Annotated in this window: 17 protein-coding genes; 7 read left to right on the top strand and 10 right to left on the bottom strand. The window is 73.8% G+C overall.

Annotated elements, in window-relative coordinates; translation table 11 throughout:
- Positions 1-34 precede the first annotated feature (34 nt).
- On the top strand, positions 35-1,021 hold the full coding sequence (locus ABZ930_RS35755) for a 2-oxoglutarate and iron-dependent oxygenase domain-containing protein (protein WP_361557723.1): 987 nt from the start codon (positions 35-37) through the stop codon (positions 1,019-1,021).
- 64 nt (positions 1,022-1,085) lie between these two features.
- Here ABZ930_RS35755 and ABZ930_RS35750 read toward each other — a convergent pair whose 3' ends face one another.
- Positions 1,086-1,904, bottom strand: coding sequence for a phosphotransferase (locus ABZ930_RS35750; RefSeq protein WP_361557720.1), 819 nt, complete (start codon positions 1,902-1,904; stop codon positions 1,086-1,088).
- Between the two features lie 150 nt (positions 1,905-2,054).
- Here ABZ930_RS35750 and ABZ930_RS35745 point away from each other — a divergent pair, with 150 nt between their 5' ends.
- Positions 2,055-2,564, top strand: coding sequence for a DinB family protein (locus tag ABZ930_RS35745; protein WP_361557717.1), 510 nt, complete (start codon positions 2,055-2,057; stop codon positions 2,562-2,564).
- Between the two features lie 15 nt (positions 2,565-2,579).
- Here ABZ930_RS35745 and ABZ930_RS35740 read toward each other — a convergent pair whose 3' ends face one another.
- Genes ABZ930_RS35740 through ABZ930_RS35720 form a run of 5 tightly spaced genes read right to left on the bottom strand, consistent with a single transcriptional unit; the run spans position 2,580 to position 7,981 of the window.
- Positions 2,580-3,167 carry a hypothetical protein gene (locus ABZ930_RS35740; RefSeq protein WP_361557714.1) on the bottom strand — a complete coding sequence of 196 codons (588 nt, stop codon included), beginning with the start codon at positions 3,165-3,167 and terminating at the stop codon, positions 2,580-2,582.
- Positions 3,168-3,176: 9 nt separating this feature from the next.
- Positions 3,177-4,289, bottom strand: a complete 1,113-nt coding sequence (locus tag ABZ930_RS35735; protein ID WP_361557711.1) for an XdhC/CoxI family protein — start codon at positions 4,287-4,289, stop codon at positions 3,177-3,179.
- Positions 4,282-6,435, bottom strand: coding sequence for a xanthine dehydrogenase family protein molybdopterin-binding subunit (locus ABZ930_RS35730; RefSeq protein WP_361557708.1), 2,154 nt, complete (start codon positions 6,433-6,435; stop codon positions 4,282-4,284). The genes ABZ930_RS35735 and ABZ930_RS35730 overlap by 8 nt, the downstream gene beginning before the upstream one ends.
- Positions 6,432-7,433, bottom strand: coding sequence for a xanthine dehydrogenase family protein subunit M (locus tag ABZ930_RS35725; RefSeq protein WP_361557705.1), 1,002 nt, complete (start codon positions 7,431-7,433; stop codon positions 6,432-6,434). Before ABZ930_RS35725 ends, ABZ930_RS35730 begins: the two co-directional genes overlap by 4 nt.
- Positions 7,430-7,981 carry a 2Fe-2S iron-sulfur cluster-binding protein gene (locus ABZ930_RS35720; RefSeq protein ID WP_361557702.1) on the bottom strand — a complete coding sequence of 184 codons (552 nt, stop codon included), beginning with the start codon at positions 7,979-7,981 and terminating at the stop codon, positions 7,430-7,432. The genes ABZ930_RS35725 and ABZ930_RS35720 overlap by 4 nt, the downstream gene beginning before the upstream one ends.
- Before the next feature lie 230 nt (positions 7,982-8,211).
- On the opposite strand from ABZ930_RS35720, the gene ABZ930_RS35715 reads away from it, so the two are divergent.
- Positions 8,212-8,790, top strand: coding sequence for a TetR/AcrR family transcriptional regulator (locus ABZ930_RS35715; protein ID WP_361557699.1), 579 nt, complete (start codon positions 8,212-8,214; stop codon positions 8,788-8,790).
- Positions 8,791-8,795: 5 nt separating this feature from the next.
- On the opposite strand, the gene ABZ930_RS35710 is transcribed toward ABZ930_RS35715, so the two are convergent.
- Positions 8,796-9,593: a LysR family substrate-binding domain-containing protein gene (locus ABZ930_RS35710; RefSeq protein WP_361557696.1), complete on the bottom strand. Its 798-nt coding sequence runs from the start codon at positions 9,591-9,593 to the stop codon at positions 8,796-8,798.
- 58 nt (positions 9,594-9,651) lie between these two features.
- Here ABZ930_RS35710 and ABZ930_RS35705 point away from each other — a divergent pair, with 58 nt between their 5' ends.
- Positions 9,652-10,050: a DUF5997 family protein gene (locus ABZ930_RS35705; protein ID WP_361557692.1), complete on the top strand. Its 399-nt coding sequence runs from the start codon at positions 9,652-9,654 to the stop codon at positions 10,048-10,050.
- On the opposite strand, the gene ABZ930_RS35700 is transcribed toward ABZ930_RS35705, so the two are convergent.
- Both ABZ930_RS35700 and ABZ930_RS35695 read right to left on the bottom strand, forming a co-directional pair.
- Complete coding sequence (locus tag ABZ930_RS35700; RefSeq protein WP_361557689.1) at positions 10,051-11,307, bottom strand: MFS transporter; 1,257 nt, start codon at positions 11,305-11,307, stop codon at positions 10,051-10,053.
- Positions 11,304-11,879 carry an XRE family transcriptional regulator gene (locus ABZ930_RS35695; RefSeq protein WP_361557686.1) on the bottom strand — a complete coding sequence of 192 codons (576 nt, stop codon included), beginning with the start codon at positions 11,877-11,879 and terminating at the stop codon, positions 11,304-11,306. Before ABZ930_RS35695 ends, ABZ930_RS35700 begins: the two co-directional genes overlap by 4 nt.
- Here ABZ930_RS35695 and ABZ930_RS35690 point away from each other — a divergent pair.
- Both ABZ930_RS35690 and ABZ930_RS35685 read left to right on the top strand, forming a co-directional pair.
- Positions 11,878-12,399, top strand: a complete 522-nt coding sequence (locus ABZ930_RS35690) for an N-acetyltransferase family protein (RefSeq protein ID WP_361557683.1) — start codon at positions 11,878-11,880, stop codon at positions 12,397-12,399. The two genes, ABZ930_RS35695 and ABZ930_RS35690, sit on opposite strands and share 2 nt — an antisense overlap.
- A gap of 118 nt (positions 12,400-12,517) precedes the next feature.
- Positions 12,518-13,297 carry an NAD(P)H-dependent oxidoreductase gene (locus tag ABZ930_RS35685; RefSeq protein ID WP_361557680.1) on the top strand — a complete coding sequence of 260 codons (780 nt, stop codon included), beginning with the start codon at positions 12,518-12,520 and terminating at the stop codon, positions 13,295-13,297.
- On the opposite strand, the gene ABZ930_RS35680 is transcribed toward ABZ930_RS35685, so the two are convergent.
- A complete protein-coding gene (locus ABZ930_RS35680; protein WP_361557677.1) occupies positions 13,294-13,737 on the bottom strand; it encodes a GNAT family N-acetyltransferase in 444 nt (147 codons plus the stop codon). The two genes, ABZ930_RS35685 and ABZ930_RS35680, sit on opposite strands and share 4 nt — an antisense overlap.
- Positions 13,738-13,841: 104 nt before the next feature.
- Between ABZ930_RS35680 and ABZ930_RS35675 the strand changes: the two genes are divergently transcribed.
- A complete protein-coding gene (locus ABZ930_RS35675) occupies positions 13,842-14,864 on the top strand; it encodes a YihY/virulence factor BrkB family protein (RefSeq protein WP_361557674.1) in 1,023 nt (340 codons plus the stop codon).
- The last annotated feature ends 72 nt before the right edge of the window (positions 14,865-14,936 follow it).

The raw sequence follows: 14,936 nt of genomic DNA, 5'->3' as shown, positions 1-14,936 counted from the left end.
CGAAGGACCTCACTCCTCAGGAGCGAAAGCCGCGATGACCGACACCACGTATCAGCTGGCCGAGTTGGACAAGGAAACCCGGATGGGCGGGGCCGGGACGGAGACCTCCGCGCGGGAGATCCGCCGGATCGATCTCACCGACTTCGACGCCCGCCGGGCCGAGATCACCGAGGAGCTGTGGGCGGCCGCGACCGACATCGGCTTCTTCCAGCTCGTGAATCACGGCATCGAACAGCCCGTCGTGGACGGGGCGTTCGCCGACGCCGCCGCGTTCTTCGCCCTCCCGGAGGACACCAAGGCGCGGCACGGGCTGAAGAAGGGGCTCAACTCCGGCTGGGAGTCGATGACCCAGGTGCGGCCGTCGGTCGGGACGCCGGACCAGAAGGAGTCGTACCAGGTGACCCGGCCGCACATGGACGGGCTGTGGCCGGACGACGTGCTGCCCGGCTTCCGGGAGCGCACCCTCGCCTTCGAGGCGCGGTGCCGGGACCTCGCGATGCGCGTACTGGGCTGCTTCGCCGACAGGTTGGGCCTGCCCGAGGGCTTCTTCGCCCGGGCCCACGACCCGGCCCGCGCCCAGTACCAGTCGACTCTGCGGATGCTGCACTACTTCGCCGTCCCCGAGGACGCCGAGATCCCCGCGGACGTGTGGCGGGCGGGCGCGCACACCGACTTCGACTGTCTGACGCTGCTGTTCCAGCGGGACGGGCAGGGCGGTCTCCAGGTGTGCCCCGGCAAGGAGGCCGAGGCACAGGAGTGGACGCCGGTGGAGCCCGCCGACGCCGTCATCACCTGCAACATCGGCGACATGCTGATGCGGTGGAGCGACGACCGGCTGCCGTCCAACTTCCACCGGGTGAAGTCGCCGGGGCCCGGCGACGACCGGTCGGCGCGCCACAGCATCGCGTTCTTCGCGCAGGCCGACCGTGACGCGGTGATCGAGGGGCCCGAGCGGCGCTATCCGCCGATCACCGCCGCCGACTACATCCGGCAGCGCATCGCCGCCAACTTCGCCCGATAGAGGACCGGCGGAGGCCGGACCGGCCGGCCGGGTTCGGGCCGGGCGCCGAGCGCCCCCGCGGACGCTACGCCCGGATCCGGTCCAGCCACTCGAGGCCCAGCCTGCGCCCGTCCGGCAGCTGATCGTCCCGGTCCCAGCGCCACGTCGCGATGATCGCGAGCACCAGGATCCGGCAGTCGTGCAGCAACTCGTGATCGACGCCCGGGCAGTGCGCGGCGACGTCGTCGGGGGCGTGGGCGAGGTCGAACTCGACCGGCCCCCGGCAGACCGTCTCCAGGTCGATGAAGCGCGGGCCGTCACGGGTGGCGAGGAGGTTGCCCGGGTGGGGCTCTCCGTGCAGCAGTTGCTCGGGGGCGCCGCGCCCGGTGATCGCCCGGCTGCGGTCGTCCAGGGTGTCGGCGAGCAGCCGCCGGTCCGCGTCGCCGAGCGCGGGAGTGCGGTCGCGGTCCGCGACGAGGCGCCGGGCGTGCGCGACCCGCTCGGTGAAGTGGGGTGCCGGGACGTCCAGGAGGCGCATCCCGGTGTGCAGCCGCCGCAGCGCGGCCGCGTAGTCGCGCGGTCCGGTCTCCTCCGGTTCCCCGGACGCGTAGTAGGTCCACAGCGTCACCACGAAACCGTCCCGCTCGTGGACGTCGCCCGCCGCCCTGGGGTCGAGGGCGGCCACCGGGCAGCCGGCCCCGGTGAGCCGGCGCGCCAGACCGGTCTCGAACCAGGCGCTGCGGTCCGCGGACGGGGCCACCCGGGCCAGGACGTCGCTCGGCAGCAGCCGCAGCGTGAGCTTGTTCGAGTTCTGGAGCACGATCGCGTCGTCGGCCGGCAGGCCGAGCGACGCGGCGATCGCCTGGGCCGCTGGTACCGCCCGCGCCACCTCCGACGCCAGCATCGTCGCGTGCCCCTCTCTCCTCGCCCGCCCGGTCCGGACCCCGCGCACCGTACCAGCGGTCCACCGGAAACCCCTTCACCCAAGATCACGGCACCCGGTACGGTCACGGGACGCGCGGACGCCGTCCGGTCTCACCACGAAGGACATCCCATGACCATCGACACCCGGGTAGGGCCTCCGCACTTCGGGACGGAGCGCGAGACCCTGCGCGCCTTCCTCGACTACCACCGCGCGACCCTCGCCATGAAGTGCGAGGGCCTGACGGACGAAGAGCTGCGGCAGCAGTCGATGGCACCGTCCACGCTGTCGCTGCTGGGCCTGGTGCGGCACATGGCGGAGGTGGAGCGTGCCTGGTTCCGCCGGGTGTTCGAGGACCACGAGGCGCCGCTGGTCTGGTCCGACGAGATCGACTTCCAGGCGGCGTACGACGCGAGCGCCTCGACCCGCGCCGAGGCGTTCACGGCGTGGGAGGCCGAGGTGGAGACCTCCCGGCGGATCGAGCGGGAGGCCGCGTCCCTGGACGTCGCCGGGCATCAGCCGCGCTGGGGCGAGGACGTGTCGCTGCGGATGGTGATGGTGCACGTGCTCCTGGAGTACGGCCGGCACAACGGGCACGCCGACTTCCTGCGCGAGGGCGTCGACGGCACCGTGGGGGCCTGAGCGCCACCGGGCCCGTCAGTCGCAGCCGCCCCTGAAGGGCAGACTGCCGTACGGGCGTGGGCGGTCGCCGCGCTCGTGCGCCGCGGCCGGGCGGTCCCCGGGCGCCGAGCGGGCGGCCAGGGCGCGCAGTTCGGCCAGGCCCTTCAGGACGGCGGGGCGGTGGGCGGCGGTCTTCATCCAGGCGGGCAGGCGCGGGATCATCGCCCGCGTCGGCGCCAGGGGTCCGCGTTCACGCAGGCGGGCGCCCACGTGGACGGCGAGTTCGGCCACGTGCCCCTCGTTGTACGCCCACAGCACGTGACCGGCGCAGGGCACCTGGAGCCACAGGGGCCGCCCGAAGAAGGGCTCCTCGGTGCCGCCCAGGACCACCCCCACCAGACCGGCGCCGCGGCGGCGCGCCCGCCAGTCGTCCGTGCGGCCGCACCCGGCGCAGACCAGGCGTCGCGGCCGCACCAGCAGATCGGTGGCGTAGCGGAGTTCGGGCAGTCCCGGGCGCTGGACGACCGTCGCGCGGCCGCCGCAGCGCGGGCACACCACCAGGATCCGATCGGCGAACCGGGCCAGCGGTACCCCGTCGTCGACGTGCCGTTCCGTACCGTCCATGACCGCCTCTCACTCCGCGTGGATCGAGCCCTGCCCCGCGACCAGCGGGGACCCGGTCCCGCCCCGCCGCACCGCCACGATCTCCGCGCCGATGGACACCGCCGTCTCCTCGGGCGTGCGGCCGCCGAGGTCGAGGCCGATCGGCGAGCGCAGGCGGGACAGCTCCCGCGGGGTCACGCCCGCCTCGCGCAACCGCTGTGAGCGGTCCGCGTGGGTGCGCCGGGACCCCATCGCGCCGACGTAGGCCACGGGCAGCCGCAGTGCCACCTCCAGCAGCGGCACGTCGAACTTGGCGTCGTGCGTCAGGACGCACAGCACCGTCCGCTCGTCGGTCGCCGTGGCCCGCAGATAGCGGTCGGGCCAGTCGACGACGACCTCGTCGGCCTCCGGGAAGCGGGCCCGCGTCGCGAACACGGGCCGCGCGTCGCACAGAGTCACATGGAACCCGAGCAGCTTGCCCACGCGGACCAGCGCCCCGGCGAAGTCCACCGCGCCGAACACGATCATCCGCGCGGGCGGCACGCTCGACTCGACGAACAGCGTGACGTCCGCCCCGCAGCGCGCCGAGCTCTCCGGTACCGCGCAGACACCGGTGCGCCCGAGGTCCAGCAGGGCGCGGGCCTGCGCGGCGAGCCCGGCGTCGTCGGCCGAACCGAGGGCGCCCTCCGCCGAGCCGTCGGGGCGCACGAGGAGCAGCCCGCCGGAGTCCACGAGCGGCGCGGGCCCGTCGAGGACCCGGGCCAGGGCCACCGCGTCGCCGCGTGCCGCGAGCGCGAGGGCGGTCTCCACCGTCGTACGGGACGGAGAACCGGCGCGTACGGGCACGACGTGGACCTCGACGACGCCGCCGCAGGACAGGCCCACGGCGAACGCGTCGTCGTCGCTGTACCCGAAGCTCTCCCGCACCGGCACGCCGTCGGCGAGGGCCTGCTCGCACAGCTCGTAGACGGCGCCCTCGACGCAGCCGCCGGAGACCGAGCCGATGACCTCGCCCGCGGTGTCGACGGCCAGGGCCGCGCCCGGCGGACGGGGTGCGCTGCCGCTCACCGAGACGACGGTGGCGACGGCGAACTCCCGTCCCTGGGCGACCCATTCGGCCAGTTCGGCGGCCAGGTCAAGCATGCGGCCCTTCCTGGTCCGGCGCCGGGTCCGCCGCCCTGCGCGACTCCCCGTCGAGGATCCGGTCGGGGCGCAGCGGCAGATCGCGGTGGCGGACGCCGGTCGCGTGGTACACCGCGTTGGCGATCGCGGCGGCGGTGCCGACGATGCCGATCTCGCCGATGCCCTTGATGCCGACGGGGTCGGTCGGGTCGGGGTCCTCGACCCAGTCGGCCTCGATGGCGGGGATGTCGGCGTTGGCCGCGAAGTGGTAGCCCGCGAAGTCCGCGCCGACATGGCCGCCGGACGTCTCGTCGCGCACCGCCTCCTCGTGCAGCGCCATCGAGATGCCCCACGTCATGCCGCCCGTCAACTGGCTGCGCGCGGTGAGGGGGTTGATGATGCGGCCCGCCGCGAAGACGCCGAGGAGCCGGCGGACCCGCACCTCGCCGGTGGTGACGTCGACGGCGACCTCGGCGAACTGGGCGCCGAACGAGTGCCGTTCCTTCTGCGCCAGTTCGGCCACGAGTCCCGCGGTGTCCGTGCGGACCGTGATGCCGCCCTCGGGGATCTCCCCCGGCGCGAGGGGCAGCGTCTCGCGCAGTTCGCGGGCCGCCGCCATGACGGCCCAGCCCCAGGAGCGCGTGCCCATCGAGCCGCCGGAGACCCAGGCGGGCCCGAAGTCGCTGTCGGCGATGCGGACATGGACCCGGTCCGGTGTCACGTCCAGCTCGTCCGCGGCAATCGACGACAGGGCCGTGCGCGCGCCCGTGCCGACGTCGGAGGCGGTGATCCGAACGGTGAAGGTGCCGTCCTGCTCGGCGGTGACCGACGCCGTGGACGGGGCGACCCCGGAGGGGAAGGTCGACGCGGAGACGCCCGTGCCGATCAGCCAGCGCCCCTCACGGCGGGTGCGGGGCCGCGGGTCGCGCCCGGCCCAGCCGAAGCGGCGCGCGCCCTCGTCGAAGCAGGCCAGCAGGTTGCGGCTGCTGAACGGCAGGCCGGAGACCGGGCCCACCTCGGGTTCGTTGCGCACGCGCAGCGCGATCGGGTCCATGCCGAGCTTCTCGGCGAGTTCGTCGAGCGCGCACTCCACGGCGAAGGAGCCCGGGGCCTCGCCCGGCGCCCGCATGAACGTCGGCGTCGGCACGTCCACCGGCACCACCCGGTGCACGGTGTGGTGCGCGTCGGCCGCGTACATCGCGCGGCCGTACCCGGCGCTCGACTCGATGAACTCCTTCACGTTCGAGGTCATGCTGGTGGCCTCGTGGCCGAAGGCGCGCAGCCGGCCGTCGGGGGCGGCGCCGAGCCGCATGCGCTGCGCGGTCGGGCTGCGGTAGCCGGTGGCCGCGAAGACCTGACGGCGCGTCATGGAGACGCGGACCGGGCGCTGGAGCTGGGTCGCGGCCATCACGGCGGCGACGTGGTGGGCGCGCACGCCCTTGGAGCCGAAGGCGCCGCCGACGTGCTCGGAGCGCACGCGCACGGCCGACAGGTCGAGCGAGAACAGCTTGGCCAGTTCGTCGGCGACCCACATGCTGCCCTGGTTGGAGTCGACGACCTCCAGGCGGCCGTCCTCCCAGCGGGCGGTGCACGCGTGCGGTTCCATGGCGCTGTGGTGCTGCTCGGGCGTCGTGTACGAGGCGTCGAGGACCACGGCGGACGCGGCCAGTTCGGCCTCGAGGTCGCCCTTGGCCTGCGTCTGGGCCTCGGGCGTGTACGCGGCGGGGTGGTCGGCGCGGAACACGCTGTCGTGCGGCTCGGTGTCGTACTCGACGGTGAGCGCCTCGGCGGCCTCCCTGGCCTGCTCGGACGTCTCGGCGACGACGAGCGCGACGGGCCAGCCCGCGTGCGGGACGCGGTCGTCCTGGAAGACGCCGAGGATGGGGTCGGGGGCGCCGAGCTGGCCGATGTAGTCGATGGACACCCGCGGCGCGTTGCGGTGGTGCAGGACGGCGAGGACCCCGGGCATCGCCGCGACGGCCTCGTCGCCGATCTCCCGGATCCGGCCGCGCGCCACCGTCGACAGCACCAGCCAGCCGTGGGCGAGTTCGGTGAACGGCAGCTCGCTCGCGTACCGGGCCGTGCCGGTGACCTTCTCCAGGCCCTCGATCCGGGTGCGCGCGGATCCGACCGAGCGCTGCCCGGTGGTCGTCGTGGTGGTGGTCATCGGCCGGCCTCCTGGTCGGAATCGGCGAGTTCGGTGAGCATGGCCACGACGAGGTTGCGCATCAGAGGCACCTTGTAGCCGTTCTGGGGCAGCGGGCTCGCCGCCGCGAGTTCGGCGTCGGCCGCGGCGGCGAACGCCTCGCCGGTCGCGGGCCCGCCGAGCAGCGCCCGCTCGGCGGCGCGGGCCCGCCAGGGCCGGGAGGCGACGGCGCCGAACGCGAGGCGCACGTCGTGCACGACGCCGTCCCGCACGTCCAGGGCGACGGCCGCCGATCCGATGGCGAAGGCGTACGAGGCCCGTTCGCGCACCTTGCGGTAGTGGGAGCGGGCGGCGACGGGCGCGGGCGGCAGAACCACTCCGGTGATGAGCGCGCCGGCCGGGAGGGCGGTCTCCCGGTGCGGGGTGTCACCGACGGCGAGATAGAAGTCGGCGAGCGCCAACTCGCCTTCGCCGTCGGCGGTTTCGTAGGTGACGACCGCGTCGAAGGCGGCGAGCGCGACGCCCATGTCGGACGGGTGCACGGCCACGCAGTGCTCGCTGGCGCCGAACACGGCGGCATTGCGGTGCTCGCCCTCGACGGCGGGGCAACCGCTGCCCGGCACTCGCTTGTTGCACGCCTTGCTGACGTCGGTGAAGTAGCCGCAGCGGGTGCGCTGGAGCAGATTGCCGCCGACGGTCGCCATGTTCCGCAGCTGTCCGGAGGCGCCGGCCAGGACGGCCTGGCTGAGCGCGGGGTAGCGCCGACGCACCTCGGGGTGGGCGGCGAGGTCGCTGTTGGTGACCGTGGCCCCGATCCGCAGTCCGCCCTCGGGGGTGGACTCGATCCGGTCCAGGGGCAGTTCCCGCACGTCGACCAGGCGTGCGGGGCGCTCGACCCCGGCCTTCATCAGGTCGACGAGGTTGGTGCCACCGCCGAGGAACCGTGCGTCGGGGTCGGCGCCGAGCACCGCCACCGCGCCGGACACGTCGAGCGCCCGCTCGTAACCGAACTCCTTCATGCCAGCTGCTCCTTCGCCTCGGCGGCCAGCTGCACCGCTCGCACGATCGACCCGTAGGCGCCGCAGCGGCACAGGTTGCCGCTCATGCGTTCCCTGATCTCCTCCGGGGTCAGCGGTGGCGGTCCGGCCTCGGGGCGCACGTCGCCGGTGGCCGCGCTGGGCCAGCCCGCCGCGTGCTCGTCCAGGACGGCGAGCGCCGAGCAGATCTGGCCAGGGGTGCAGTAGCCGCACTGGTATCCGTCGAGCTCGAGGAACGCCTCCTGCACCGGGTGCAGCCGGCCGTCCTCGGCGACGCCCTCGATGGTGGTGACCTCGCGTCCTTCGGCGGCGACCGCGAGCTGCAGACAGGACACCGCGCGGCGCCCGTCCACGAGCACCGTGCAGGCTCCGCACTGCCCCTGGTCGCAGCCTTTCTTGGTGCCGGTGAGATCGAGCCGCTCGCGCAGGGCGTCGAGCAGGGTGGTGCGGTGATCGACGGGCAGGGTGTACTTCTCCCCGTTGACGTGCAGAGTGATCGTGCTGGACGCGGAGTTGTCGGCCGGAGCCATGAACAGCCTTCTTTCGCAGTTGCGTTGCTCTGGTGCGAGGAGAATCGGCGCTGTACGCAGGAGGGGGCGGCGGTGAACTACGTCCCGGTGGGACGCCTCGGTGTGGGGTTGCGTCGCGGGGACACTATGGTGAACCTAAGTGGACACCTGTCCGTTCTATGGTCTTCGACCGTAGTGGACAACTGTCCGCCCAGCAAGGACGTTTCCGCGCCACGGCCGAAGGAGGAAGCGTGGGACACCCTGAGAAGCAGGCGCCGCTGCGCTCGGACGCCCAGCGCAATCGCGAGCGCATCCTGGAGGTGGCCCTCAGCGAGCTGACCAGATCGGCCGACGCGCCGCTGAGCGCGATCGCGAAGAAGGCCGGGGTCGGGCAGGGGACGTTCTACCGCAACTTCCCCAGCCGGGAGGCGCTGGTCCTGGAGGTGTACCGGTACGAGGTGCAGCAGGTCGCCGACACCGCCGCGCAGCTGCTGTGCGCCCGTCCGCCGGAGGTGGCGCTGCGGGAGTGGATGGACCGGCTGGCCCAGTACGCGATGGCCAAGGCCGGTCTCGCGAACGCGCTGCGGGAGGCAACGTCCGCCCCCGGCACGTTCAAGAGCATCGCCCACGGTCTGCTGACGGACGCGGTCACGCTCCTGCTCGCCGCGAACGAGGAGGCCGGCACGATCCGGCCCGGCGTGAGCACCGACGACTTCATGCTGGCGATAGCGGGCCTGTGGCAGATCGACCCGCGGGGCGACTGGCAGTCACGCGCGGGCCGGCTGCTCGATCTGGTGATGGACGGGCTGCGGGCCGGGGCGCCGAACTGACGCCCCTACGAGCGCTTGCGGGGCTTGCCCCGCTTGCCGCCCTGCGCCTTGCCTCCCTGGGGCTTGCCGCCCTGCCGTCGGCCGCCGGCCGTCTTCTGCTGCGGGCGGCCCGCGCCGCCCTTGCCCGGAGCGGCGGGCTTCTTCTTGGCGGGCCGCTCCTCGGGGGCCTTGGCGCGGCCCCGGGAGCTGTTGACGGTACGGCCGCGCACGATGCCGATGAGGTCCTCGACCTCTTCGGTGGTCCGCTCCTCGGGCCAGGCGAGCCCGACGCCGGAGCCCGGCGCGTCCGTGACCGTGCGGTAGGTGAGGTCGCGGCGGTGGTGCAGCCGGGCCAGGGACTGCGGCACGACGAGCAGGCCGACGCCCGCCGCGACCAGCTCGACGGCGTCGGCGGTGGTGGCCGGCCGCTCGAACGCGGGCTGGCCGGGCGGGTGCTCCGCCCACTCCAGTACGTCGTCGAGCGGGTGCTGGACGATCTCGTCCGCGAGGTCGGCCAGGGTGACCTCCTCGACGGCGGCCACGGCGTGATCCTTGGGGACCACCACGACGGTCGTCTCCGTGTACAGGGGGATCGCGCTGAAGAACGTACGGTCCACGGGCAGCCGGACCAGACCGGCGTCGGCGGCACCGCCGCGCAGCACGTCGGCCACCTCGGACGCGGACACGGGGACCAGCTCCAGCGGGACGTCGGGCAGCCGCTCGCGCCAGATCCGCACCCACTTGGCGGGGGTGGCTCCGGGAACGTACGCGAGTCGGAACCCGGGGGCCGGGGGCGGTGCGGGGGTGTCTTCCGTGCCTGTCACGCCGCCAGGCTACCCGGCGTGGTCGGACCTCCCGGCCCGGCTCGATACCCTTGACCTCATGAGTTCGCACCAGAGCACCCAGACCATGAAGCCCGCGACCGCGGCGAAGAAGCTGGGTGTGTACCTCGATGCCACGCCCGCCGAGTTCCGGGACGGCGTCGTCTCGCGCGCCGAACTGGCCGCGCTGCAGTCCGACCCGCCGCAGTGGCTCGTCGCGCTGCGCACCGACGGCCCGCACCCGCGTCCGGTCGTCGCGCAGAAGCTGGGCGTCTCCATCGCGGGCCTGGCCCGTGGCGGGGTCACCGAGGCCCTCACCACGGAGCAGATCGAGGCGCTCAAGACCGAGAACCCCGAGTGGCTCCAGCAGGAGCGCTCGACGCAGGCCGACGTCCGCAAGGAGAACGTCCGCATCAAGAAGAAGCACGCCGAAGAGGAAGCGCGCCGCGCTCAGCAGTGATCAGGGCGCGTCGTGGCTGGTCGCGCAGTTCCCCGCGCCCCTGGGGAGGCTGCGCGAAGCGCATGCCTCAGGGGCGCGGGGAACTGCGCGAGAAGCCCCACCGGCCGACACTCTGTCCACCACGGCCAGCACACCGGCCAGCACCAGCGCCCCCAGCACCACCCCGGACGCCGCACCCCACCCGCCCCGGGCCACCAGAGACGCGGCCACGGCGGAGCCCACCGCGCCGGCGCAGAAGTACAGCAGCAGATAGACCCCGCTGAGACTCCCGCCCCGCCGCGGATCGACCCCGAGGATCCGGGCCTGATTGGCGGCCTGCGCGGTGAAGCACCCCGCGTCGAGCAGCGCGAGCCCCGCCCCGGTGAGCACCGGCCGCCCGAGCCCCGCGCAGAGCACCCCCGCCCCGACGGCGGCCACGCCCATGCTCACGCAGATCACCGCCCGCGGCGAGTACCGGTCACCGAGCCGCCCGGCCACCGGCAGCGCGGCGAAACCCAGCGCCCCGGCGAGGCTGTAGAGCCCGATCGCGGCGGCGTCGAGCCCGTACGGCGGCTGCGCGAGCCGTACCGTGAGCGCCACCCACACCAGGCTGAAGGCGAAGTACCACAGGCAGCCCTGGACGACGGCCCGGCGCAGGACGCGGTGGCGGCGCAGCAGTCCGGGCAGCGTGGCGAGCGTCGCCAGATAGCCGCCCGCGGGCTCGGGCCGCTCGCGCGGCAGCCGCGACCACGCCGCGCCCGCGCAGACCAGCACCAGCCCGGCGGAGACGAGCAGCATGCCGCGCCAGCCGAGCGCCTCGGCGAGCGCCCCGCCGACGAGACGGCTGAGCAGGATCCCGGCGGACATCCCGGCGGCGACGAGCCCCACGGCGGCGCCGCGCCGCTCCCCCGGCACCCCGCGCCCCGCGATCGCCGACGCCATCGCGCTCACGCTCGCCCCCGCGCCCACGACGACGTACGCGGCGAGCAGCGGTCCGAGGGTGCGGGCGCCCGCCGCGAGCAGCAGTCCGGCGGTCAGGAGCAGGAGCTGTCCGGTGACGAGCCGACGGGGCGCCGCGCGGTCGACGAGCGGCAGCAGGAAGGCGAACCCCGCGATGCAGCCGGTGAGCGCGGCGGTGGTGACGAGCCCGATGGCGGCCGCCGAGGCGCCGGTGTCGTGGGCGATGTCGCCGAGTGCGGGCTGGACGGCGTAGTTGTTGGCGATCGCGATCCCCGCGGTGCAGCCGAGGAGCGCGACCCCGCCCCGGGGCAGCCTCACGGTGTCTCGTCCCGGACGAGCACGACCGCGTAACGGCATTCTTCCCGGGTGGAGTTGACGAAGACGCACGGCGCCGGGGCGCCCAGCTCGACGGTGTCGCCCGGGGCCAGCTCGTGCACGGAGTCGCCCTCGTGGAAGGTGAGCCGCCCGTCGAGCACCCAGATGATCTGCCGGTGGAACGCGAACGCCGCCGCCGGGTAGGGCACCCGGGCTCCGGCGGGCAGCCGGACCTCGGCCACCTCGGCGGGGAACCCCGGGCCCGAGATCTGCCGTCGCGCGTACCCCGTCTCGGGGTCGAGCCAGCGCGGGGCCGCCTCGGCCCGCCGGACGCGCTCGGCCTCCGCCGTCCCGTCCGGGTCGAGCAGGGTGGCGACGCTCAGCCGGAACGCGGCCGAGAGCTTGCCGAGCACCACGGCGGTCGGATTGCTCTCGCCCCGCTCGATCCGGTGGATCATGGCGCGCGAGACGCCCGAGGCGTCGGCGAGCTCGGCGAGGGTCCAGCCGCGCCGGTCGCGCTCCGCGCGGATGCGGGCGCCGATCCGCTCGACCAAGGGATCTATCATATTGGACATGGATCTACGATATGAGACGCGACCCGGGTCCGTGAAGGTCCGCGCGGCCCACGCGGGCGATCTGGACGCGGTCCTCGGTATCCGCAATCACGCCATCGAGCACGGGACGGCGCTGTGGACGGACACGACGCAGTCCCGGGACGAGGGCGCGGCCTGGCTCGGCGCGCACCTGGAGCGCGGCTCCGCGTATGTGGCCGACAGCGAGGGGGACGTCGTCGGGTTCGGGGTCTACGGTCCCTGGAAGGACTACTCCGGATTCCGGCACACGGTCGAGAACTCGGTCTACGTCGCCGAGGGCCACCACGGCCGCGGCATCGGATCCGGCCTTCTCGGCACGCTCGTCGCGTCGGCGGAGACCGCGGGGCTGCACGTCATGATCGCCGGGATCGAGGCGGGGAACACGGCGTCGGTGCGGCTGCACGAGCGGCACGGTTTCACGCACGCGGGGACGGTGCGGGAGGTCGGCACGAAGTTCGGCCGCTGGCTCGATCTGACTCTGATGCGGCGACAGCTGGGCTGAGCCGGCGCTCTTCGATCCGACCGGGACGGACCGGCACGACGCTGCCTGGCCAGATTCTTCTGGGTCGTGGCCATCTGGCCACTGACGGAGGCCGAGGCGGGCGCGCACGATCGGAGGCATGAACCTTCTCTGGGTCTTCGCCCATCCCGAACAGCGTTCCCTCAACGGCTCCCTGATGACCGACGCGCTCCGCACCCTCGACGGGCTCGGGCACGCCTACGAGGTCTCCGATCTGTACGCCATGAAGTGGAAGGCGGTGCTCGACGCCGACGACTTCGGCCCCTCGCCCGTCGACGGGGAGCGGCTGTTCGTCGGGGCGGCACAGGAACGCGCTTACACGAGCGGCGAGTTGAGTGCCGACATCCGCGATGAGATCGAGAAGCTGGCGTGGGCCGACGTGGTGGTCCTGCACTTCCCGCTGTGGTGGTTCGGGCCGCCGGCCATCCTCAAGGGGTGGTTCGACCGGGTCCTGGTGCAGGGGCTCGGGTTCGGGGTGAAGGCGCCGGACGGGCACACCCGGCGCTACGGCGACGGCGGCCTGGCCGGAAAGCGGGCGCTGGTCGTCACGTCGGTGGGCGCGCGGCCGTCCGGGTTCGGGCCGCGCGGGATCCACGGGCACGTGGACGAGGTGCTGTTCCCGCTGCTCCACGGCACGTTCTGGTACACGGGGATGGCGCCGCTGGTGCCCTTCGTGGTGTACGGCGCCGACCGGCACGACACGGCGGACCGGGCCCTGACCTCCGCCGCGCTGCGCGAGCGGCTGCGCACGCTGCCCGACGAGGAACCCCTGGCGTACCGCGCCGAGGCGGGCGGCGCGTACGACGAGGACCTGGTGCTGCGCCCGGACCACGCGCCGGGCCGGACCGGCCTGGGCGTCCATCTGGGAGACAGGCCCTAGTCCGGCGTGCGGCGCACCATGAAGACGTCCACCGGGTCCTCGGACTCGACGGTGAACCCGAGCCGCTCGTAGAGGCGTTGTGCCTGGCTGCCCTGCAGCACGTTCAGCCGGACCACGACGTCGTCGCGGTCGCAGCGGTCGAGGAGGTGGCTCAGCACGGCCGTGCCGATGCCGCTGCCCTGGAGGTGGGGCGCGAGGAAGAAGTGCTCCAGCCAGCGGCCGTCCTCGGCGGGGCGCAGCGCGACGCACCCGGCGAACGTGCCGCCGACCTCGATCACCCAGGCGTACGCGGGCACGAAGCTGTCCCGGAACCGCTGCCGTACCCGGTGCGGGTCGAACCGGCCGAGCCGCTCCAGATCGGGGCGCATCACCACGGCCCGCAGTTCGACGATCGTCTCGACGTCGGCCGCTTGAGCAGGTCTTATTTCCCAGTCCGCCATGACGGTGACCCTACCGGGGCGCCCGCGGGCCGGGCCGACGCGTGGGCGGCGTCGGCGCGGGAACCCGGAGCGCAGACCGGCCCCGTCAGCCCCGAGGAGGCGCCATGGCCCGTGAGCGGAACAGCCACGAGGCACGGGAGGACCTGGCGGCGTCGGAGCCGCGCGATCCGACCGATCTGCCCGCCCGTTCGTGGTGGGCCGTGGTGCGCCGCACGGCCAAGGAGTTCGTGGACGACGATCTGCCCGACAAGGCGGCCGCCCTGACCTACTACGGGGTGCTGTCGCTGTTCCCCGCGCTGCTGGTGCTGATCTCCGGTCTCGGTGTCATCGGCGAGACGGCGACCAGGAGCGTGCTCGACAACCTGCGGCATCTCGCGCCGGGCCCGGTGCGGGATCTGCTGGGCAATGCCGTGGTGGAGCTCCAGGGCGCGGGCGGCTCGAGCGGTGTCGTCGCCGTGGTGAGCCTGGTGGCGGCGATCTGGTCGGCGTCCGGTTACGTCGGCGCGTTCATCCGTACCGCGAACGCCGTGTACGACCTGCCGGAGGGCCGCCCGGTGTGGAAGGTGACCCCGCTGCGGCTGGCGCTGACGGTGACGCTGATGGTGCTGCTCGCGGTCAGCGCGACGATCGTCGTGTTCACGGGACCGCTGGCGCGCAGGGCCGGGGAGGCGATCGGGGCCGGCGACGCGGCGGTCACCACCTGGAACATCGCGAAGTGGCCGGTGCTGCTCGTCCTGGTGGCGCTGATGGTGGCGCTGCTGTTCTGGCGCGCGCCCAACGTCCGTGGCGCCGGCTTCCGCTGGCTGAGTCCGGGCAGCGTCGTCGCGGTGCTGCTGTGGCTGCTGGCCTCGGGTGTGTTCGCCCTGTACGTCGCCGGGTTCAGCTCGTACAACAAGACGTACGGCACCCTGGCCGGCGTCGTCATCTTCCTGGTCTGGCTGTGGCTGTCGAATCTGGCGATCCTGCTCGGCCTGGAATTCGACGCGGAGCTGGCCCGGCAGCGTGCCATCTCCGGCGGTCTGCCGGAGGGGCAGGAGCCGTACGTGGAGCCGCGCGACACCCGCAAGTGGCCGCCCAAGCTGCGCCGCAAGGTCCGGCTGGGCGACGGTCCGCAGAAGACCGGATAGGCCCGGGCGACCCCGCAGGTACGGGGGCGGCCTTGTCACCGAGCTGACAAGGCCGCCCCCGTACCTGCGGGC

Origin of the sequence: Streptomyces sp. NPDC046716 (assembly GCF_040645755.1) — a bacterium.
Taxonomy (GTDB): domain Bacteria; phylum Actinomycetota; class Actinomycetes; order Streptomycetales; family Streptomycetaceae; genus Streptomyces.
The sequence above is the reverse complement of the archived record's forward strand: the minus strand, read 5'-3'. Positions and strand labels throughout refer to the sequence as shown.

Excerpts from the sequence above, each read along its gene's own strand:
- ABZ930_RS35675 (WP_361557674.1), top strand. The coding sequence starts at position 13,842 with ATGGCCCGTGAGCGGAACAGCCACGAGGCACGGGAGGACCTGGCGGCG.
- ABZ930_RS35705 (WP_361557692.1), top strand. The coding sequence starts at position 9,652 with ATGAGTTCGCACCAGAGCACCCAGACCATGAAGCCCGCGACCGCGGCG.
- ABZ930_RS35750 (WP_361557720.1), bottom strand. The coding sequence starts at position 1,904 with ATGCTGGCGTCGGAGGTGGCGCGGGCGGTACCAGCGGCCCAGGCGATC.
- ABZ930_RS35695 (WP_361557686.1), bottom strand. The coding sequence starts at position 11,879 with ATGTCCAATATGATAGATCCCTTGGTCGAGCGGATCGGCGCCCGCATC.
- ABZ930_RS35720 (WP_361557702.1), bottom strand. The coding sequence starts at position 7,981 with ATGGCTCCGGCCGACAACTCCGCGTCCAGCACGATCACTCTGCACGTC.
- ABZ930_RS35725 (WP_361557705.1), bottom strand. The coding sequence starts at position 7,433 with ATGAAGGAGTTCGGTTACGAGCGGGCGCTCGACGTGTCCGGCGCGGTG.
- ABZ930_RS35745 (WP_361557717.1), top strand. The coding sequence starts at position 2,055 with ATGACCATCGACACCCGGGTAGGGCCTCCGCACTTCGGGACGGAGCGC.
- ABZ930_RS35730 (WP_361557708.1), bottom strand. The coding sequence starts at position 6,435 with ATGACCACCACCACGACGACCACCGGGCAGCGCTCGGTCGGATCCGCG.
- ABZ930_RS35740 (WP_361557714.1), bottom strand. The coding sequence starts at position 3,167 with ATGGACGGTACGGAACGGCACGTCGACGACGGGGTACCGCTGGCCCGG.
- ABZ930_RS35680 (WP_361557677.1), bottom strand. The coding sequence starts at position 13,737 with ATGGCGGACTGGGAAATAAGACCTGCTCAAGCGGCCGACGTCGAGACG.
- ABZ930_RS35755 (WP_361557723.1), top strand. The coding sequence starts at position 35 with ATGACCGACACCACGTATCAGCTGGCCGAGTTGGACAAGGAAACCCGG.
- ABZ930_RS35690 (WP_361557683.1), top strand. The coding sequence starts at position 11,878 with ATGGATCTACGATATGAGACGCGACCCGGGTCCGTGAAGGTCCGCGCG.
- ABZ930_RS35685 (WP_361557680.1), top strand. The coding sequence starts at position 12,518 with ATGAACCTTCTCTGGGTCTTCGCCCATCCCGAACAGCGTTCCCTCAAC.
- ABZ930_RS35735 (WP_361557711.1), bottom strand. The coding sequence starts at position 4,289 with ATGCTTGACCTGGCCGCCGAACTGGCCGAATGGGTCGCCCAGGGACGG.